The organism is Limnobacter sp. (assembly GCF_964228395.1).
GTDB lineage: Bacteria > Pseudomonadota > Gammaproteobacteria > Burkholderiales > Burkholderiaceae_B > Limnobacter.
Genome location: NZ_CAXQZX010000121.1, coordinates 1 through 17,770, shown reverse-complemented (window position 1 = coordinate 17,770; position 17,770 = coordinate 1). Strand labels below are relative to the sequence as shown.

Sequence of the window (17,770 nt, the reverse complement as noted above, 5' to 3'; positions counted from 1 at the left end):
TATCGGACGGCACATCAATTCGAGTGGCCTTCAACACCTGACCGCCACGCACCCGAGCCGTGGCCCCCTCGGTTTGCACGTCCACGCCAAAACCCCGCAACATGCGCTCGGTGTGGTCGCGCGTCACCGCAGGTTCGGTGGTCTCCGTGACCCCGTCAGCATACAAACCGGCCAACAACACACAGCTTTTTACCTGGGCCGAGGCCATGGGCAGCACATACGAAATGCCTTTCAAGCCTTTTTTGCCTTTGATGTGCAAGGGGGGCTTGCCTCCTTCTTGCGCATCAATACTTGCTCCCATCAAACGCAAAGGGTCGATGACGCGTTTCATGGGTCGTTTGGACAAGCTTGAATCGCCCACCAGTGTTACATCAAAGCCTTGCCCAGCCATAAGACCGGAAATCAAACGCATCGATGTGCCACTGTTGCCACAGTCCAAAGGCGCTGCGGGCGCCTTCAAGCCATGCAAGCCCACACCATGCACGCGAACACGCCCTTGGTCAGGCCCTTCAATGCGCACCCCCATGGCCCGAAAAGCATTCATGGTGGAAATGGCATCCTCCCCCTCCAAGAACCCCTGCACCTCGGTCACCCCCTCGGCAATCGAACCCATCATGATGGAACGATGTGAGATGGACTTGTCCCCAGGCACGCGGGCACTGCCAGCCATACGCAGGCTGTGAGAGGCATGGAATTCAATCAGGTTGAGGTCTGACATGGTTGATGTAAATGAGGTTGGAAGGAATAGTTTAAGCGGCGCCTACTGGGGCTTCCAGGCGCTGCGATAATTGGCGGCTTGTACCAGCACCTGCTCGAGCGCCTTGCGATCCGATTGCTCAATGGCCTGTCGTACACGGCCCACAGTGCGCTCAAATTCGCCGAGCGTGGCCAGCAATGCCTTGCTGTTGTTTTGGAAAATATCCGCCCACATTTCGGGCGAGCTGGCGGCGATCCGCGTGAAATCGCGGTACCCCGCGCCACCCTCTTTCATGAACAATTCGCCCTTGGGGTGATTGAGCACGCTGGCCACATAGGCAAAAGCCAACAAGTGAGGCAAATGGCTGACCGCCCCGAACATTTCGTCATGATCCACCGCATTCATGTGCCGTATGCGAGCCCCAAGGGCGCTCCACAGCCGCTCTACCTTGCCGAGGTATGCGGGATTGGTTTGCGGCAGCGGACACAATACACAACTGCGGTCCTGAAACAAAGTGGCCGTGGCCGCGGCGGGCCCGTGAGTCTCGCCACCGGCAATGGGGTGCGCCAATACAAACCTGGAAGACAGGCCGGGAAACTGCGGCTCCAGGGCCTCAAGCACCTCCAGCACGTCCGACTTGGTGCTGCCCGCATCAAAAATAAGGCAATTGGGCGGCAACACGGGCAAAAATTGGGTTAATACGCGTTGATATTGTTGAACGGGAATTGAAAGCACCACCGCATCGACATTGCGCAAATTGGCGTCATCCGCACCGGCCACACATTCATCCACCAAGCCCAGGCGCAGGGCCTCATGGGAGGTTTCAAGGCGCCTGGAATAACCCAACACATGCCCCGCCAAACCTTGCTTCTTGGAGGCCAGGCAAATGGAACCACCAATCAAGCCAACCCCAATGGCCAGCAAACGATCAAACAACAAGGACTTGGGCATGCTCACCCTGCCACTTGCGCAAGGGCTTTTGGCAAGGCCGTTAAAAACGCCTCGTTTTCATGGGGCAGGCCCACCGATACGCGCAGCCACTCGGGCAAACCGTAGTTGCCCACGGGGCGAACAATCACACCCAGCCGCTGAAGCGCATCAAACACTTTGGCCCCAGAATCGGCCTGATTACCCACCTTGACCAACACAAAGTTGCCGTACGAGGGCACGTACTCCAGACCCAAAAACTTAAAACCGCTTTGCAGTTGCTCAAGGCCAGCAAGGTTGACTTCGTAGGTTTTTTTCAGGAACTCGGCATCCCCCAGAGCCGCCTCGGCAGCCGCCAAAGCGATGGAGTTCACATTAAAAGGCTGGCGAACACGGTTCAGCAAATCGGCCACCGCCGTGCTGCTCACCGAGTAACCCACGCGCAAACCCGCCAAGCCGTATGCCTTGGAAAAACTGCGAGACACCAGCAAATTGGAATACTTTGCCACCCACTGAGTGGAGTCATATTGGTCTTCAGGACGCAAAAACTCGTTGTAAGCTTCATCAAGCACCACCAACACATGCGAAGGCACGGCGTCTAAAAAAGCCAGTAGTTTTTGCTGGTTCACAAACGTGCCGGTGGGGTTGTTGGGGTTGGCAATAAACACCACCCGGGTTTGCGCATCGATGGTTTTAAGAAAGCCGTCGAGGTCGTGGGTGTAACAGACCGCTGGCACCACCTTGCTTTGCGCACCGCACCCCTGAGTGGCCAGCGGGTAAACCGCAAAGGCGTACTGTGAGTACACCGCGTTGGTGCCATGGGTCAAAAATGCCTTGGCAGCCAGCTCAAGCACATCATTGGATCCGTTGCCCAAGGTGATTTGCTCGGGCTTTACGCCATGTTTTGCAGCCAGGCTGGCCTTGAGCGAAAACCCATTGGCGTCTGGGTAGCGCCCCAGGTCTTGAGCGGCTTGCGCAATTGCAGCCTTGGCTTTGCTGCCCAGGCCCAATGGGTTTTCGTTGGACGCAAGCTTGACCACTGAGCTGGGGTCCAAACCCAACTCGCGCACCACGTCAGCCACTGGCTTGCCCGCGCGATATGGGGCGATGGCACGGATAAATTCTGGGGCGAGTTCGGTAAGGGTTTGCATAATGCTCTCGAATCAATCAGGGGGACAACAACTCTTTAAACTTAGCCCCGCTGTGCGGCGGGGTACGAGCCCAACACATGCAGGAATGAAGCAGACTTTTGAAGCTGATCCAAGGCCTTTTTAACCGCGGGCTCAGTTTGATGACCTTCCAGGTCGATAAAAAAATAATACTCCCATCGACCATTGCGTGCAGGCCGCGACTCCAGCCGCGTCATGGACACATTTTCTGCGTTCAGTGGCTCCAGCATTTTGTACACGGCCCCGGGCTGGTTGGGCACAGAGGCCACAATGCTGGTTTTGTCTTTGCCGGAAGGGCCCGTGCATTGGTGACCCAGCACCAAAAACCGCGTGGTGTTGTGAGCGTCGTCTTGAATGTGCTCTTGATAAGCCTTTAAACCATAGCGCTCACGTGCAGCCTGGCCCGCAATGGCGGCCACAGTGGGGTCTTGGCTGGCCAGTTGAGCCGCGGCGCCATTGCTGGCGGCGGCCTCTTGTTCAATATTGGGGGCGTGTTGCTGCAACCAGTTGCGGCATTGCGCCAAAGCTTGCGGATGGGCACAAATTTTGCGAATACCTTTCAGGGTGCCCGTTTGGCAAAGCAATTGGTGGTGTATTGCCAACTGCACTTCACCGCAAATTTGGGCTTTGGATTCCACCAAAGCGTCAAGCGTTCGGGCCACCGAGCCTTCGGTGGAGTTTTCCACGGGCACCACGGCAAAGTCCACCTGCTGCGCATGCAACTGGCGAAACGCCTCTTCAATGGTTTCAACGGGTTCAGCCTGCACGCAATGCCCAAAAAACGCCCACACCGCTTGCTCGCTGTAGGTGCCCAAGGGCCCTAGAAAGGCAACCTGCACCTCACGTTCAAGGGAGCGACATGCGGACATGATCTCTTTGAACAAAGTGTTGATGTGCTGAGCGCTCAAGGGGCCTTGATTGGCTGCATTCAACTTGTCCAACACCTGCGCCTCGCGTTCGGGCCGCATCACCGGGGCATCGGTTTTGGCCTTCACATGGCCAATCGACTGGGCTAGGCTCGCGCGCTGGTTCAACAGCTTCAACAGCTGCTGATCGATGTCGTCAATCTGATCCCTAAACTTGGCAAGCTCATTGTTGATGTCGGTCATGCCACATCCTTTTCAAAAGCCTGCATAAACTCCACCAACGCTTTAACCCCAGCCAAAGGCATGGCGTTGTAGATGGAGGCGCGCATGCCGCCCACCGATTTATGCCCCTTCAATTGCACTAAACCCGCCTGCGCCGCGCGTTTTAAAAACTCTGAATTCAAAGACTCATCGGCCAAGGTAAAGGGCACATTCATTTTTGAACGGTCTGGTTTGGGCACTGGGCACTTGTAAAAGCCACTGGCGTCAATGGTTTGGTATAGCAAACCCGCCTTTTGCTCGGCCTGGGCCTGCGCCCACTGCACGCCACCCTGAGCAAGCAACCACTCAAACACCAAACCAGCGATGTAGATGGAATACGTGGGTGGGGTGTTGTACATCGACCCATGCTCGGCCACTGTGGCAAACTCAAACGCCGAAGGGCAGATGGGCAAAGCTCTGTTGAGCAGGTCTTTGCGCACAATCACCAGAGTAACCCCGGCTGGACCTATGTTTTTTTGTGCCCCGCCATAAATCACGCCATAGCGCGAAACATCAAGCGTCTTGGACAAAATATTGGACGACATGTCTGCGACCACCGGGCAGTCCAACTGGGTGCTCAAGGCTTCAATCTGGCCGTTGAACTCAACCCCGCCGATGGTCTCGTTGTCACAGTAATGCAGGTAGGCCATGCCTTGGCCATTCACTCGTTCGACCAGGTTGGTGCAGTCGGGCACATAGGTGGAGGCTGCCAGTTCGCCATGGGGCGCGCTGTTGTCGGCCAACACGCGAGCCAGGGCGTATTTGCCAAACTCTTTGGTGGTTTTTTTTGACCACGCGCCAGTGTTGACAAAAGCGGCCTGCTCAAACCCTTGGAGCAAATTCATTGGCACAATCGCATTCATGCCCACTGCACCGCCTTGCATGAACAAGACCTCATGGGTGTCTGGCACTTGCATCAGCGTTTTGAAGTCGCTGCGGGTCTTTTCAAAAATCTCGGTGTATTCGGGGCTGCGGTGGCTCATTTCCATCACAGACAAGCCCTTGCCCCGCCAATCCAACATCTCTTGGGCTGCGCGTTGCAACACCACTTCGGGCAAAGCGGCGGGGCCTGCAGAAAAATTCCAGACTCGGGACATGTGTTGCCTCACCCCGCCTTATTGGGTTTCACCGGGGGCAGCAGGCTGGTCGGCATCGCCGTCTTCTTCGGCCTCTTCTGCATCAGATTCAACAATGCGCTGCAAACCAGACAGCCACGTGCCTTCATCCACGCTAATGAGGGTTACACCTTGGGTGGCTCGCCCCATTTCACGAATTTCAGACACGCGGGTGCGCACCAGCACACCGCCGGTGGTAATTAGCATGATTTCATCATTGGGGTTGACCAGCACGGCCGACACCACTTTACCGTTTCGCTCTGAGGTTTGGATGGCGATCATGCCCTTGGTACCACGCCCATGACGGGTGTATTCGGCCACCGGGGTGCGCTTGCCGTAGCCGTGCTCAGTGGCCGTCAGCACTGACTGGTTTTCATTTTCGGCAACCAGCAAGGCGATCACTTGCTGCCCCTCTTCCAGGTTCATGCCACGCACACCACGGGCATTGCGGCCCATGGCGCGCACATCGTTTTCATCAAAGCGCACAGCCTTGCCTGCGTCGCTGAACAGCATCACATCATGGTGACCATCGGTCATGGCCGCACCAATGAGGAAATCGCCGTCATCCAGGTTAACTGCAATAATTCCGCGCTTCATGGGTCGCGAGAAATCGCTCAACTTGGACTTTTTGACCGTGCCCAAACTGGTGGCCATGAAAACGTATTTGTCCTCATCTTCAAAATCTTTCACGGGCAGCATGGCCGTGATTTTTTCACCGTCTTCCAGGGGCAGCATGTTGATGATGGGACGTCCGCGCGAAGTACGCGAGCCCTGAGGCACCTCATACACTTTGAGCCAGTACACCCGGCCCCGATTGGAGAAATACAAAATCGTGTCGTGGGTGTTGGCCACAAAGAGGTAATCGATCCAGTCGTCGTCTTTCGTGGTGGCGGCCTGCTTACCACGTCCACCCCGCTTCTGAGCGCGGTACTCGGTCAGGGGCTGGCTCTTGATATACCCGGAATGGGACAAGGTGACCACCATGTCTTGGGGTGTGATCAGGTCCTCTGTGCCCAGCTCGGTGGCATTGAACTCGATGGTGGAGCGTCGCTCGTCGCCAAACTCATTGCCAATGCCACTGAGTTCGTCTTTGATAATTTGGTTGATGCGAGCCGGTTTACTCAGGATGTCCAACAAGTCAGCAATTTGATCAATCACCTCACGGTATTCATTGATGATCTTGTCTTGCTCAAGCCCAGTGAGGCGCTGCAGGCGCATGTTCAAAATTTCCTGCGCCTGTACTTCACTTAAACGATACAAACCGTCGTCTTGCAAACCCAGGCGGCTGGGCAGGCCCTCGGGGCGGAATGCTTTGGCCCCACCAGAATCAGCCAACTCGGTACGATTCAACATCTCTCGCACCAAGGATGAATCCCAACCACGGGCGAGCAATTCTGCTTTGGCCACGGGCGGTGTGGGCGCCGCCTTGATGATGGCGATGAACTCGTCGATGTTGGCCAAAGCCACCGCCAAACCTTCAAGCACGTGGCCCCGCTCGCGCGCTTTGCGCAGCTCAAACACGGTGCGGCGTGTCACCACCTCACGGCGGTGCTGCAAAAAGTAAACAATCAGCTCTTTAAGATTCAGCAGCTTGGGCTGCCCATCCACCAGCGCCACCATGTTGATGCCAAAGGTGTCTTGCAACTGGGTGTTTTTGTACAGGTTGTTGAGCACCACCTCAGGCACTTCGCCACGCTTTAGCTCAATCACCACGCGAATGCCATCTTTGTCAGACTCATCGCGGATGTCGGAGATGCCCTCAATCTTTTTTTCCTGGACCAGCTCGGCGATGCGCTCCAGCAGGCTTTTCTTGTTCACTTGGTAGGGCAGTTCGTCGACGATGATGGCCACACGGTTGCCACGGTCAATGTCTTCAAAATGGGTTTTGGCCCGCATCACCACGCGGCCGCGGCCTGTGCGGTAACCTTCGCGTACGCCTGCAATGCCGTAAATAATGCCCGCGGTTGGAAAGTCGGGCGCGGGAATCAGTTCAATCAGATCTTCAACGGTGCAATCGGGTGTATCAATGGCAAACAAACAGGCCGCAACCACTTCTTTCAAGTTGTGCGGTGGCATGTTGGTGGCCATACCCACGGCAATGCCTGAGGAGCCATTGACCAGCAAATTGGGAAGACGCGCCGGCAAAACCCGTGGTTCTTTTTCGCTGCCATCGTAGTTGGGACCAAAATCGACGGTTTCCTTGTCGATGTCCAGGAGCATTTCGTGGGCAATTTTGTCAAGGCGAATTTCGGTGTATCGCATTGCGGCAGCGTTGTCACCGTCAATGGAGCCAAAGTTACCTTGCCCGTCCACCAACGTATAACGCAGTGAGAAATCCTGCGCCATGCGCACAATGGTGTCATAGACTGCCGAATCGCCGTGCGGGTGGTATTTACCAATCACATCACCGACAATACGGGCGGACTTTTTATACGCTCGGTTCCAATCGTTGTTCAACTCGTGCATTGCAAACAACACCCGGCGGTGCACCGGCTTTAAGCCGTCCCGCACATCAGGCAGCGCACGCCCCACAATGACGCTCATGGCGTAATCGAGGTATGAGCGGCGCATCTCCTCTTCAAGACTGATGGGGAGTGTTTCTTTTGCGAATGAATCCATGTTTTTTCTAGTCGTTGAGAATCGGGGAGAACAAGACGACCACCGGGCAAAGGCGCTTTAAGGCCAAAGCACCGCACATCCTTGGGCGTTGCACTTGCAAGCCTTTGATTGTATCAGCCAAAATCAGCCCCACGGGGCGCGCCCATGCGTTCCAATTCAACAAGTGACCCTGCCCATGCAACTGCTGTTACCCCGCTGGCTGCTTAGCCCACACAACAACTGTGAAGTGCTTGAAAACCATGGTGTTTTAATCCAGGGCGAGCGAATTGCCGCCGTGGGCCCAGCCGCTGAATTGAGCCAAGCCCACCCCGAAGCCCAAATGCACCACCTGCCCAGGCAGGTGCTGATGCCGGGTCTGATTAACATGCACACCCACGCGGCCATGAACCTGCTGCGGGGTGCCGCCGACGATATGGCCCTGCACGACTGGCTACAAAACCGCATTTGGCCTCTTGAAGGCGCACTGGCCGATTCGGAGTTCGTCTACGACGGCACCGTGCTGGCAGCCGCCGAAATGCTGTTGGGAGGCATTACCACATTCAACGACATGTATTTTTACCCCGACCAAATTGCCCAAGCTGCGCTGGACGTGGGCTCGAGAGTGGTCGCTGGTGTCACGGTCATTGAATTTCCCACCCGCTACGCCGCTGAGGCCGCGCAATATATCGACCAAGGTCTTGCCGCAAGAGACAAATTCAAGGGCGAAAACACCGTTCACTGGAGCGTGTCCCCCCACGCCCCGTACACGGTAAGTGACGACACGTTTACCAGGCTAGGCACCTTGGCCGAGGAACTTGATTTGCCCATACACTGCCATCTGCATGAAACAGCCAGTGAGGTTGCCGATGCTGTCAGCCGCACCGGCAAGCGCCCGTTTGACCGCTTAAAGCGGCTTGGCCTGGTGAACGAACGATTACTCGCTGTTCATGGCGTGCACTTGAACGCCCAAGAGTTACAGCACATGTCTGAAGCAGGCGCCACGCTCGTGCATTGCCCAAGCTCCAATTTGAAATTGGCCAGCGGTTTGGCCCCCTGCGCACAGGCGTTGGAGCAAGGTGTACGTGTGGTGGTGGGGACAGACGGGGCAGCCAGCAACAACAAACTTGACCTGTGGGAGGAGGGTCGCCTCGCCTCTTTGTTGGCCAAAGGGGTGGCAAGCGACGCCACGGCCTGGCCCGCGGGCAAACTGTTGCAAAGCTTAACCTGTGACGCAGCAAAAGCGCTTGGACTAGAGCACCAAATCGGTGCAATCGCTCCCGGATTGCAGGCAGATTTGATTGCCGTCACCATTGGCGATCATCCCCACCAACTGCCCAACAACAACCTGGTCTCGAAACTGGCTTACAGCGGGGCTTCCCGGGATGTGGAGCATGTTTGGGTGGCAGGCACCCAAGTTGTGCAATCGCAACAGCTTGTCGGGAAAAGGGCACAAATAGTGGCTTAAATCATGCTAAAAACCCAACGACTGTGGCAGACTCGTGTCGAGAAAGTTGGTTGAGAGGGTGAACACCTTTACAGCCTCTGCTGTAGACTACCAACCAGCTTGAACCCCTATTTAACCCAAGGAGCAACAATGAAAAAAATGTCGACTCTCACGCAAGTGTTGATGGCTATAGCCATCGGTACAGCGTCAACCGCCGCAATGGCCCACACCACAGACAAAAACGAAGGCCTGGCTGGCTACGTAGTGGACGCTAGCGGCAAGGTTGTTAAAGATGGCTCCGGCGAGTGCGTACGCACCAGCTATTTCACAGCCGCACTGGCCACGCAAGAATGCGATCCAGACCTGATCCCCAAGAAGCCCGCTCCTGCGCCTGTTGCTGCCCCAGCACCTGCTCCTGAGCCTGCTCCTGCACCAAAACCCGTGATCACCAAGGTTAACCTGGAAGCCGATGCTTACTTCGACTTCGACAAGGCCACACTGAAGCAAGGCGGTAAAGACCGCATCGACGCTGAAGTGGCAAAGCTGGGTCAAGTTGAGCTGAACAGCGTCATCGCTGTTGGCCACACCGACTCCATCGGTTCCGATGCCTACAACCAGAAGCTGTCCGAGCGTCGCGCTCAGGCTGTGAAGGACTATCTGGTAAGCAAGGGCGTACCTGCTGACCGCATCCAGATCAAAGGCATGGGCGAAAGCCAGCCAGTAGCGGACAACAAGACCCGCGAAGGCCGCGCCAAGAACCGTCGCGTTGAAATCGAATTCAACGCAACACAAAAAGTAATGAAGTAATTCAGCGCTTTTTGACTGGAATCAGAAAAGCCCGGCCAAGTGCCGGGCTTTTTTGTTTGGTGCTCAGGTAAACTAAAAAGGTGTGTGGATTATTTTTTAGGCAATTCCATGAGCAGTACCCAAAACAGCAACTTCGACCCCTCTGAATTGGCCAAGTTTTCGGCTCTCGCCGCCAAATGGTGGGACCCAAACAGCGAGTTTCGGCCACTTCACGAAATTAATCCCCTGCGTTTGAATTGGATCGACGAGCGCGTCAGGCTGCAGGGCAAAACTGTACTGGACGTGGGCTGCGGTGGTGGCATTTTGGCCGAAAGCATGGCGCGTCGCGGTGCACAGGTGCTTGGCATCGATCTCGCCGACAAATCACTCAAAGTGGCTGAACTCCACAAGCTGGAAACTGGCGTAAACAACGTGAATTACCGCGCGGTTTCCGCTGAGCAATTGGCAGGGGAACAACAAGGCCAATACGATGTCGTCACTTGCCTTGAAATGCTTGAACACGTGCCCGATCCCTCACAAACCGTGAAAGCCTGTGCGGACCTGTGCAAACCTGGTGGATGGTTGTTTTTTTCAACCATCAACCGGAACCCCAAAAGCTTTTTGTTTGCGATTGTTGGCGCCGAGTATGTGCTCAACCTGCTGCCCAAAGGCACCCATGCCTACGAAAAATTCATCAAACCTTCTGAACTTGCGCAGTACAGTCGGCAGGCGGGGCTGGAGTTTTCAGAAATTATTGGATTGGTGTATAACCCACTGACCAAAATTTATCGCTTGGCCAAAGACACCGATGTGAACTACATGGTGGCTTGCCGCAAACCGGTCTGAGGATTAAAACATGCGTTACAAGGCAGTGCTGTTTGATCTGGACGGCACCTTGGTAGACACAGCCCCCGACCTCTGCGGCACCATTCAAGACATGCAAAGTGATCGGGGCGTAGACATCACCCCACTGCAAGCCATGCAACACCTTTCATCGGGCGGTGCGCGAGCCCTGCTCAAAGCGGGTTTTGGGCTAGAGCCCCACTATCCCGAATTTCAGGCGATGCGTGGCGAGTTTCTTCAACGTTATGAGGAACGCATCGCGCGCGACAGCGCCCCTTACAGCGGTATTGTGCCTTTGTTGCACGGCCTCCAATCCAAAGGGTTGCGCTGGGGCGTGGTCACCAACAAGCCCTACTACCTGGCCGAAAAACTTTTGAATGAGTTGGACCTGCTGCAACACTGCAGCGTGCTCATTGGCGGAGACACCGCCGAGAAACCCAAGCCCTCCCCTCTGCCATGCCTCATGGCCGCGGCAGAACTGCGCCTGCCCTGTGACGCATGTGTGATGGTGGGGGACGATGCCCGGGACATTCAAGCCGGCCAAGCGGCAGGCATGTACAGTGTTGCGGTGCGCTACGGCTACATTGCCAGCGACATTCAACACTGGGGGGCCGACCTCATTCTTAATTCCCCTCATGACCTGGCCACCTGGGTAAACAACAACACCTGATTTGCAAGCGGTGGGAGACAGGCTTATACTTGCAGTCCCTGGGGCCGATCCGGTTTCGACGTGGATTGCAAAGCTATTGGGGCGTGTCGAGGACCAGTGACCTCGTAAATCCATCTGGAAAACTTTAAACGCAAACGACGATCGTTTCGCTCTAGCCGCTTAATTGCCGCTAGGTCCTACACCAGCTTGCCGATGGGCTGGGCGGGGTCAAACCTGCAGTGGGATCATTTCACATCGGACCGCTCTTTGTGGTGTTGCAACACAGGGAGTTAAATCAAGCAACTCGCGGTCAGCTCAGGGTGTCTCTTCCCGGGGCTGATTGCTAAATTCAAATAAGAAGACTACGCACGTAGAACTGGTAGTGGAGGATTTGCGGACGCGGGTTCAATTCCCGCCGGCTCCACCAAATTGAAGGGCTCGGATAATCTTCAGTGCCGAGAACGACATGATCGTGGCAAGGATTACGCCGTGCATGGAAAACGGGAAATGTGCTCTGGTCACTGACCTGCACTGCAGGCTGGCATTTGGCAGTTCTGAGTTCCATGTATTCAGCTCAAATACTTCGATTGCAGTGCCGGAGTATTTGTTTGCTTTTTTGAATCGCCCGGAAATTCGGGATGTCGCGGAAAAGAACATGACCGGATCAAGTGGCCACAGAAGAGTCCCGGAGTCGTTCTAGGCCAGCCTTCCGATTCCTGTCCCCCCGCTCGAAACTCAGAAGAAGGTCGTTGATGATATCGGTGCAGAAGATAAATCCGTCGAGAAGGCTGCGCAATCCATCGCGAAGGCTGCGAAGGGGATGGAGGACATGGTTGCCGGGATGTATTCATCTACTAGGCAACAGATTGAAGTCGACAAGCTGGCCACTAATATTCAGTACGGCCTGAACGAAGCCATGAACGAGGGCGGTGTCGGCCACAGGATCTTCCGACTGAACGAGATCATCCGTGGCCGGATGGTGGATAACGGCAGCCTCGAGCACATTGGCAAGGTCGGGCTGTTCGACCTGGATGGAGATTGCTGCTACGTCTCGTATTTGGTGAGGATCGTTCCTGACTCTTCCAAGGTGCTGCCGCGATACTTGGGCTGCATCATGAACTCGGAGGTCTTCCGCAAGGGAATGGTTTCTTTGGCGGTGAAGTCCGGTGACCCCAACAACATCAAGGCCACGAAGATGAAAAATATAAAGGTGCCGGTGCCATCCCTCGCGGAACAGAAGAAATTGGTCGCCAAGATCGATGCACTGGAAAAGCAGATTTCCGATGCCCAAGCGGTGATTGACGGCGCAGCCGCCCGCAAACAGGCGATCCTGCAGAAGTATCTATAAATGGTGGACTAACTGGTGACCCTCGACTACACCGCCTTGGATGCCCTGCGCAGCCACCACCCCGCATGGCGGCTGTTGCGCTCCGATCATGCACCGCTGGTAGCGAGTTTTCTGCAGCGGGTGTTCGTGGCACCGAACGTGCGGGTGATGGCGGCGGCGGATTTGGCCGAAGCGTTGGAGGACGAGCTGTATGCCTTGCGCCTGCACATGGGTGAAAACGTCTTTCCCAAACCCGCGCTGGAGTACCTGAACGATTGGGCCGCGCCCGATAAGGGATGGTTGCGCAAGTTCTACCGCTCCGGCACGGACGAGGCGCAATTCGATTTGACGCCCGCGACCGAAAAGGCTATCGCCTGGCTGGCAGATCTCAGCGAACGGCAGTTCATCGGCACGGAATCCCGCCTACTCACGCTGTTTGACCTTCTCAAAGAGATGAGCGAAGGCAGCGAGGCGGACCCGGCCAAACGCATCGCCAAGCTGCATAAAAAACGTGATGACCTCGACGCCGAGATCGCCCGGGTGTTGTCTGGAGATGTGCCGCTGCTAGATGACACGGCGGTGAAAGATCGCTTCCAGCAATTTATGCAAGGTGCGCGCGAGCTGCTGACTGACTTTCGCGAGGTGGAACATAACTTTCGTCAGTTGGACCGGCGCGTGCGTGAGCGCATCGCGCTGTGGGAGGGCAGCAAAGGCGACCTGTTGGAGGACATTATGGGCGAGCGCGATGTCATTGCCGATTCTGATCAGGGTAAGAGCTTTCGCGCCTTCTGGGACTTTCTGCTATCCAGCCGTCGTCAGGAAGAGTTGACCGAGCTGCTGGATCGCGTGCTCGCACTGCCCGCGGTGGCGGACCTGAACCCAGATACACGGACCCGCCGCGTGCATTACGACTGGATGGAAGCGGGCGAACATACCCAACGCACCGTCGCCGCTTTGTCACAGCAGTTGCGCCGTTTTCTGGACGATCAGGCTTGGCTGGAAAATCGCCGCATCATGGACATTCTGCATGGCATAGAGAGCAAGGTGCTGGCGCTACGCGATGCCCCCCCTCCTGGCAACGTGATGGAAATGGCTGAGTCCTGCGCAGATATTGAGCTGGCAATGGAGCGGCCCCTGTTCACCCCCGCCATCAAACCCGTGATTGCCGATCTGGCCTTGCAAACGGGTGATGAAGATATTGACCCATCGGCATTGTTCGATCAGCTGGTTGTCGACAAGGCGCGGCTTACCCGCCATATCCGCCACGCTTTGCAAGATCGCGCCCAGATCACTTTGAGTGAGTTGGTAGCGAATCAGCCCTTACTACAGGGGCTGGCCGAGTTGGTTGCCTATCTGCAATTGGGCAGTGAAGCATTCATCACCGTGGTGGACGAAGACACCCCCGAACCCATCCGCTGGCAGGCAGTGACAACGGATGGTCAAGTTATTACCCGCAGTGCGCGACTGCCCCGCGTGATCTTCATGCGTTGAAAAAGAACAAAAGCTGAGGCAAGGGATGGGAGAGGAATTCTTGAGCACAACACCGACTGGACACCCGATGGTGGTTCCAGCCGCTGATTTGTCGGTTTTGCTGATCGGCTTGCTCAAAGGTGTGCTCTACCGGGATAGCGATGAACGCCACTGGGCAGCTCTGCTGAACCTGCAAGCACGAGTCCGTGATTACGTGGCGGTGTTGAATCTTGATCTGGTGCTGGATGAGGCAGAAGGCTATGCATTCCTGAAAAGCCGTCCCGAGCCTGCCGACGACGATTCATCACCACGTTTGCCCCGCTTGGTGGCACGCCGCCCGCTGTCCTTCGCCGTGAGTTTGTTGCTTGCCCTACTGCGCAAGAAACTGGCCGAGTTCGACGCGGGTGGCGGGGACACACGACTTGTGCTATCCCGCGACGACATCGTGGAGCTGGTGCGGGTGTTCCTGCCTGATGGCCCGAATGAGGCCAAACTGATCGATCAGATCGAGACGACGATCAACAAGGTGGTCGAACTGGGTTTTCTGAAGAAGCTCAAACCCGCCGGTGGCGCGGCAGTCGGGCCCGCCACTTTCGAGGTGCGGCGGATTCTGAAAGCCTTTGTCGACGCCCAATGGCTGGCCGAATTCGATACGCGCCTGGTCACGTATCAATCTCAGCTGGCGGGAGTGAGCAACACCAAGGAAGGTGCCGGCAATGAATGATCCGCAATCACTCGGCCTGGACTTCTGCGCCGATGACACGCTGTCGGGCTTTCGGCTTACGCGGCTGGAGGCATTCAACTGGGGCACTTTTGACGGCCGGGTGTGGACGCTGCAACTGGATGGCAAGAATGGCTTGCTTACGGGTGATATTGGCTCGGGCAAATCCACCTTGGTGGATGCCATTACCACTCTGCTGGTGCCTGCCAATCGAATCGCCTACAACAAGGCCGCCGGAGCGGACAGCAAGGAAAGAACGCTGCGCTCCTATGTACTGGGGCACTACAAATCCGAGCGCAATGAGGTCACCGGCGCGGCCAAGCCGGTGAGCCTGCGAGACCACAACAGCTACTCGGTGATCTTGGGTGTTTTCCACAACGCGGGCTACGACCAGACCGTAACGCTGGCGCAGGTGTTCTGGATGAAGGAGGCTCAGGGGCAGCCAGCTCGGTTCTTCTTGGGTGCGGAGCGTGCACTATCTATTGCAACTGACTTTTCACATTTCGGGTCGGACATTGCCCAGCTGCGCAAGAAGCTGCGCGGGCTTGGCGCCGAATTGCACGATAGCTTTCCACCCTATGCGGCATGGTTCCGTCGGCGCTTCGGCATTGAAAACGATCAGGCGCTGGAATTGTTCCACCAGACGGTGTCGATGAAGTCCGTGGGTAACCTGACGGATTTCGTGCGTAGCCATATGCTTGAACCCTTCGAGGTTGGCCCGCGACTGCAGGCCTTGATCGGCCACTTCGATGACCTCAATCGCGCCCATCAGGCCGTACTGAAAACCCAGCAGCAGGTCGAATTGCTCACGCCTCTGATTGATGACTGTGGCCGCCACAAGGCGCTGGCAGCCGAGGTCGACAGCCTGCGCGGATGCCGGGATAGTCTGAGACCCCACTTTGCGGGCCTGAAGCTTGGGCTTATAGATAAACGCCTGAGCTCGCTGGCTGAAGAATGGGAGCGCGTGAATGCACAAGTACAAAAACTGGATGCTGCGCAGGAGACGCAAGGCCAGCAAGTAGATGAACTTAAACAGGCCATCAACGACAATGGCGGCGATCGGCTGGAACGCCTTGCCGTCGAGATTCGAAAAAAAGAGCAACTGCGGGATACCCGTAAGGCCAAGGCCAGTCGCTATGGTGAACTGACCGCCGTACTGGGTGAGCCACCAGCGACCGATGCCACCACCTTCGTCGTGCAGCGCGGCAAGTATCAAAACTGGCGCGAGGATGCACGCAACCGCGATGCTGATCTGCAAAACACCCTCACTGAACACGGTGTGACTTTGCGCCAAGGCAAGCAAGAGCATGACCAACAGACTTTGGAGATCGAAAGCCTCAAGCGCCGACGCAGCAACATTGATGACCAGCAGATCCAGATCCGCGCCACGATGTGTGCGGCACTAGGACTAAACGTGGAGGAAATGCCGTTTGCTGGTGAATTGATTCAGGTCCGTGAGGACGAGCGCGATTGGGAAGGCGCTGCCGAACGTTTGCTGCGCGGCTTTGGCCTGGCGCTACTGGTTCCGGATGCGCGTTACAAGGCCGTAGCCGAATGGGTGGATGGTGCCCATCTGCGTGGCCGCCTGGTGTACTTTCATGTACGGTCACGCAAGTCCGCTGAACTGCCCGACCTCCACCGTGATTCCTTGGTACGCAAGCTGGCCATCAAGCCAGACTCACCGCACTACGATTGGCTGGAACGTGAACTAGCCCATCGGTTTGACGTCGCGTGTTGCGCCACGCAAGAGCAATTCCGTCGCGAAACCCGCGCCATCACCCGCGCGGGCCAGATCAAAGACCCGAGTGGCCGACACGAAAAGAATGACCGTCACCGTATCGATGATCGCAGCCGCTACGTACTAGGCTGGAGCAACAGTGCCAAGATCGCGGTACTGGAGGCCAAGCGCCGTCAGCTGGAAGCTCAGCTCGGCGAATTTGGCAGTGAAATCGGTATTATCCAGAAACAACGTGATGAGCTCGCCAGCCGTCTTGATGCGCTGACCCGTCTCGAAGAGTTTACGGCGTTCGAAGAGCAAGATTGGGCCAGCGTCGCCACCGAAATTGCACAGTTGGTGGATGAGCGTAACCGGCTGGAGTCAGCATCGGATGTACTCAAACAGTTGAACGAAAACCTGCGCTCCTTGCTGAAGGCGCAGAAGGAAACAGGAGAAGAGTTGCAAACTGCGCGCGAGAAGCGCGCCAAAGTGGAACAGCGGCGCTCTGACGCGCAAGACCTCCGCCAGCAAACCATGGAGCGGCTTCATGGTTTTGTCATCGACGATGGATTGTTGGCAAAGCTCGAAACTATGCGCGCCGAGGCTTTGGGGGAACACCAACTTACGGTTGAATCCTGTGATAACCGCGAGCAGGACGTGCGCACATGGCTGCAGTCAAGGATTGACGCCGAGGACTTGAAGCTCAAACGTCTAGCGGAGAAGATCATCAAAGCCATGGCCTCCTTCAAGGAGACATTCAAGCTGGAGACGGCTGAGATGGATGCCAGCCTTGAAGCGGCCTTTGAATATGAAAACCTGCTGACGCAACTGAACCGCGACGACCTGCCGCGTTTTGTTTCGCGCTTCAAGGAACTGCTCAACGTCAACACCATCAATGAAATCGCGAACTTCAATGCTCAGTTGGCCCGTGAGCGCGAAACCATCAAGGAGCGCATCGCCCACATCAACAAATCTCTGGGCGAGATCGACTACAACCCTGGCCGCTACATCGTGCTGGAGTCGCAGTCCAGCCCTGACGCCGAGATCCGCGACTTCCAACAGGAATTGCGCGCCTGCACCGAAGGCGCTGTCACAGGTTCGGATGACGCCCAGTATTCCGAAGCAAAATTCCTGCAGGTCAAGGCCATCATCGACCGTTTCCGGGGGGCGCGAAGGGTTG

General features: G+C 56.3%; 13 protein-coding genes, 1 other RNA gene and 1 pseudogene. 9 read left to right on the top strand and 6 right to left on the bottom strand.

All coding sequences use genetic code 11. The features are described 5' to 3' along the window. The 6 genes and pseudogenes from ACEQU8_RS09890 to gyrA all read right to left on the bottom strand — a co-directional run. Positions 1-718 (bottom strand): annotated as a pseudogene (locus tag ACEQU8_RS09890) (3-phosphoshikimate 1-carboxyvinyltransferase); the annotation flags it as partial. A gap of 42 nt (positions 719-760) precedes the next feature. Next, complete coding sequence (locus tag ACEQU8_RS09885) at positions 761-1,648, bottom strand: prephenate dehydrogenase (protein ID WP_370263275.1); 888 nt, start codon at positions 1,646-1,648, stop codon at positions 761-763. Between the two features lie 2 nt (positions 1,649-1,650). Then, on the bottom strand, positions 1,651-2,775 hold the full coding sequence (gene hisC / locus ACEQU8_RS09880) for a histidinol-phosphate transaminase (protein WP_370263273.1): 1,125 nt from the start codon (positions 2,773-2,775) through the stop codon (positions 1,651-1,653). Between the two features lie 41 nt (positions 2,776-2,816). Beyond that, on the bottom strand, positions 2,817-3,902 hold the full coding sequence (gene pheA, locus ACEQU8_RS09875; RefSeq protein WP_370263272.1) for a prephenate dehydratase: 1,086 nt from the start codon (positions 3,900-3,902) through the stop codon (positions 2,817-2,819). Beyond that, complete coding sequence (gene serC / locus ACEQU8_RS09870; RefSeq protein ID WP_370263270.1) at positions 3,899-5,017, bottom strand: 3-phosphoserine/phosphohydroxythreonine transaminase; 1,119 nt, start codon at positions 5,015-5,017, stop codon at positions 3,899-3,901. The genes pheA and serC overlap by 4 nt, the downstream gene beginning before the upstream one ends. Positions 5,018-5,035: 18 nt before the next feature. Further along, the gene (gyrA, locus tag ACEQU8_RS09865; RefSeq protein ID WP_370263269.1) at positions 5,036-7,654 is read right to left on the bottom strand and encodes a DNA gyrase subunit A; all 2,619 of its coding nucleotides are present in this window, start codon (positions 7,652-7,654) and stop codon (positions 5,036-5,038) included. Positions 7,655-7,829: 175 nt separating this feature from the next. On the opposite strand from gyrA, the gene ACEQU8_RS09860 reads away from it, so the two are divergent. From ACEQU8_RS09860 to ACEQU8_RS09820, 9 genes are all read left to right on the top strand, one after another. After that, positions 7,830-9,098, top strand: a complete 1,269-nt coding sequence (locus ACEQU8_RS09860) for an amidohydrolase family protein (RefSeq protein ID WP_370263268.1) — start codon at positions 7,830-7,832, stop codon at positions 9,096-9,098. A gap of 129 nt (positions 9,099-9,227) precedes the next feature. After that, positions 9,228-9,884 carry an outer membrane protein OmpA gene (ompA, locus tag ACEQU8_RS09855; protein WP_370263266.1) on the top strand — a complete coding sequence of 219 codons (657 nt, stop codon included), beginning with the start codon at positions 9,228-9,230 and terminating at the stop codon, positions 9,882-9,884. A gap of 108 nt (positions 9,885-9,992) precedes the next feature. Then, positions 9,993-10,709, top strand: a complete 717-nt coding sequence (gene ubiG / locus ACEQU8_RS09850) for a bifunctional 2-polyprenyl-6-hydroxyphenol methylase/3-demethylubiquinol 3-O-methyltransferase UbiG (RefSeq protein WP_370263265.1) — start codon at positions 9,993-9,995, stop codon at positions 10,707-10,709. 10 nt (positions 10,710-10,719) lie between these two features. After that, the gene (locus ACEQU8_RS09845; protein WP_370263264.1) at positions 10,720-11,376 is read left to right on the top strand and encodes an HAD family hydrolase; all 657 of its coding nucleotides are present in this window, start codon (positions 10,720-10,722) and stop codon (positions 11,374-11,376) included. A 40-nt stretch (positions 11,377-11,416) separates the two neighbouring features. After that, positions 11,417-11,782: a transfer-messenger RNA gene (gene ssrA / locus ACEQU8_RS09840) on the top strand. A 402-nt stretch (positions 11,783-12,184) separates the two neighbouring features. Beyond that, complete coding sequence (locus ACEQU8_RS09835; RefSeq protein WP_370263263.1) at positions 12,185-12,703, top strand: restriction endonuclease subunit S; 519 nt, start codon at positions 12,185-12,187, stop codon at positions 12,701-12,703. A gap of 15 nt (positions 12,704-12,718) precedes the next feature. Next, the gene (locus tag ACEQU8_RS09830; RefSeq protein WP_370263262.1) at positions 12,719-14,173 is read left to right on the top strand and encodes a DUF3375 domain-containing protein; all 1,455 of its coding nucleotides are present in this window, start codon (positions 12,719-12,721) and stop codon (positions 14,171-14,173) included. A 67-nt stretch (positions 14,174-14,240) separates the two neighbouring features. Continuing rightward, entirely contained in the window at positions 14,241-14,876 is a 636-nt protein-coding gene (locus ACEQU8_RS09825) for a DUF4194 domain-containing protein (protein WP_370263277.1), read from the top strand. Beyond that, on the top strand, positions 14,869-17,770 hold a 2,902-nt coding region (locus ACEQU8_RS09820), incomplete at its 3' end, for an ATP-binding protein (protein WP_370263261.1). The genes ACEQU8_RS09825 and ACEQU8_RS09820, both read left to right, overlap by 8 nt.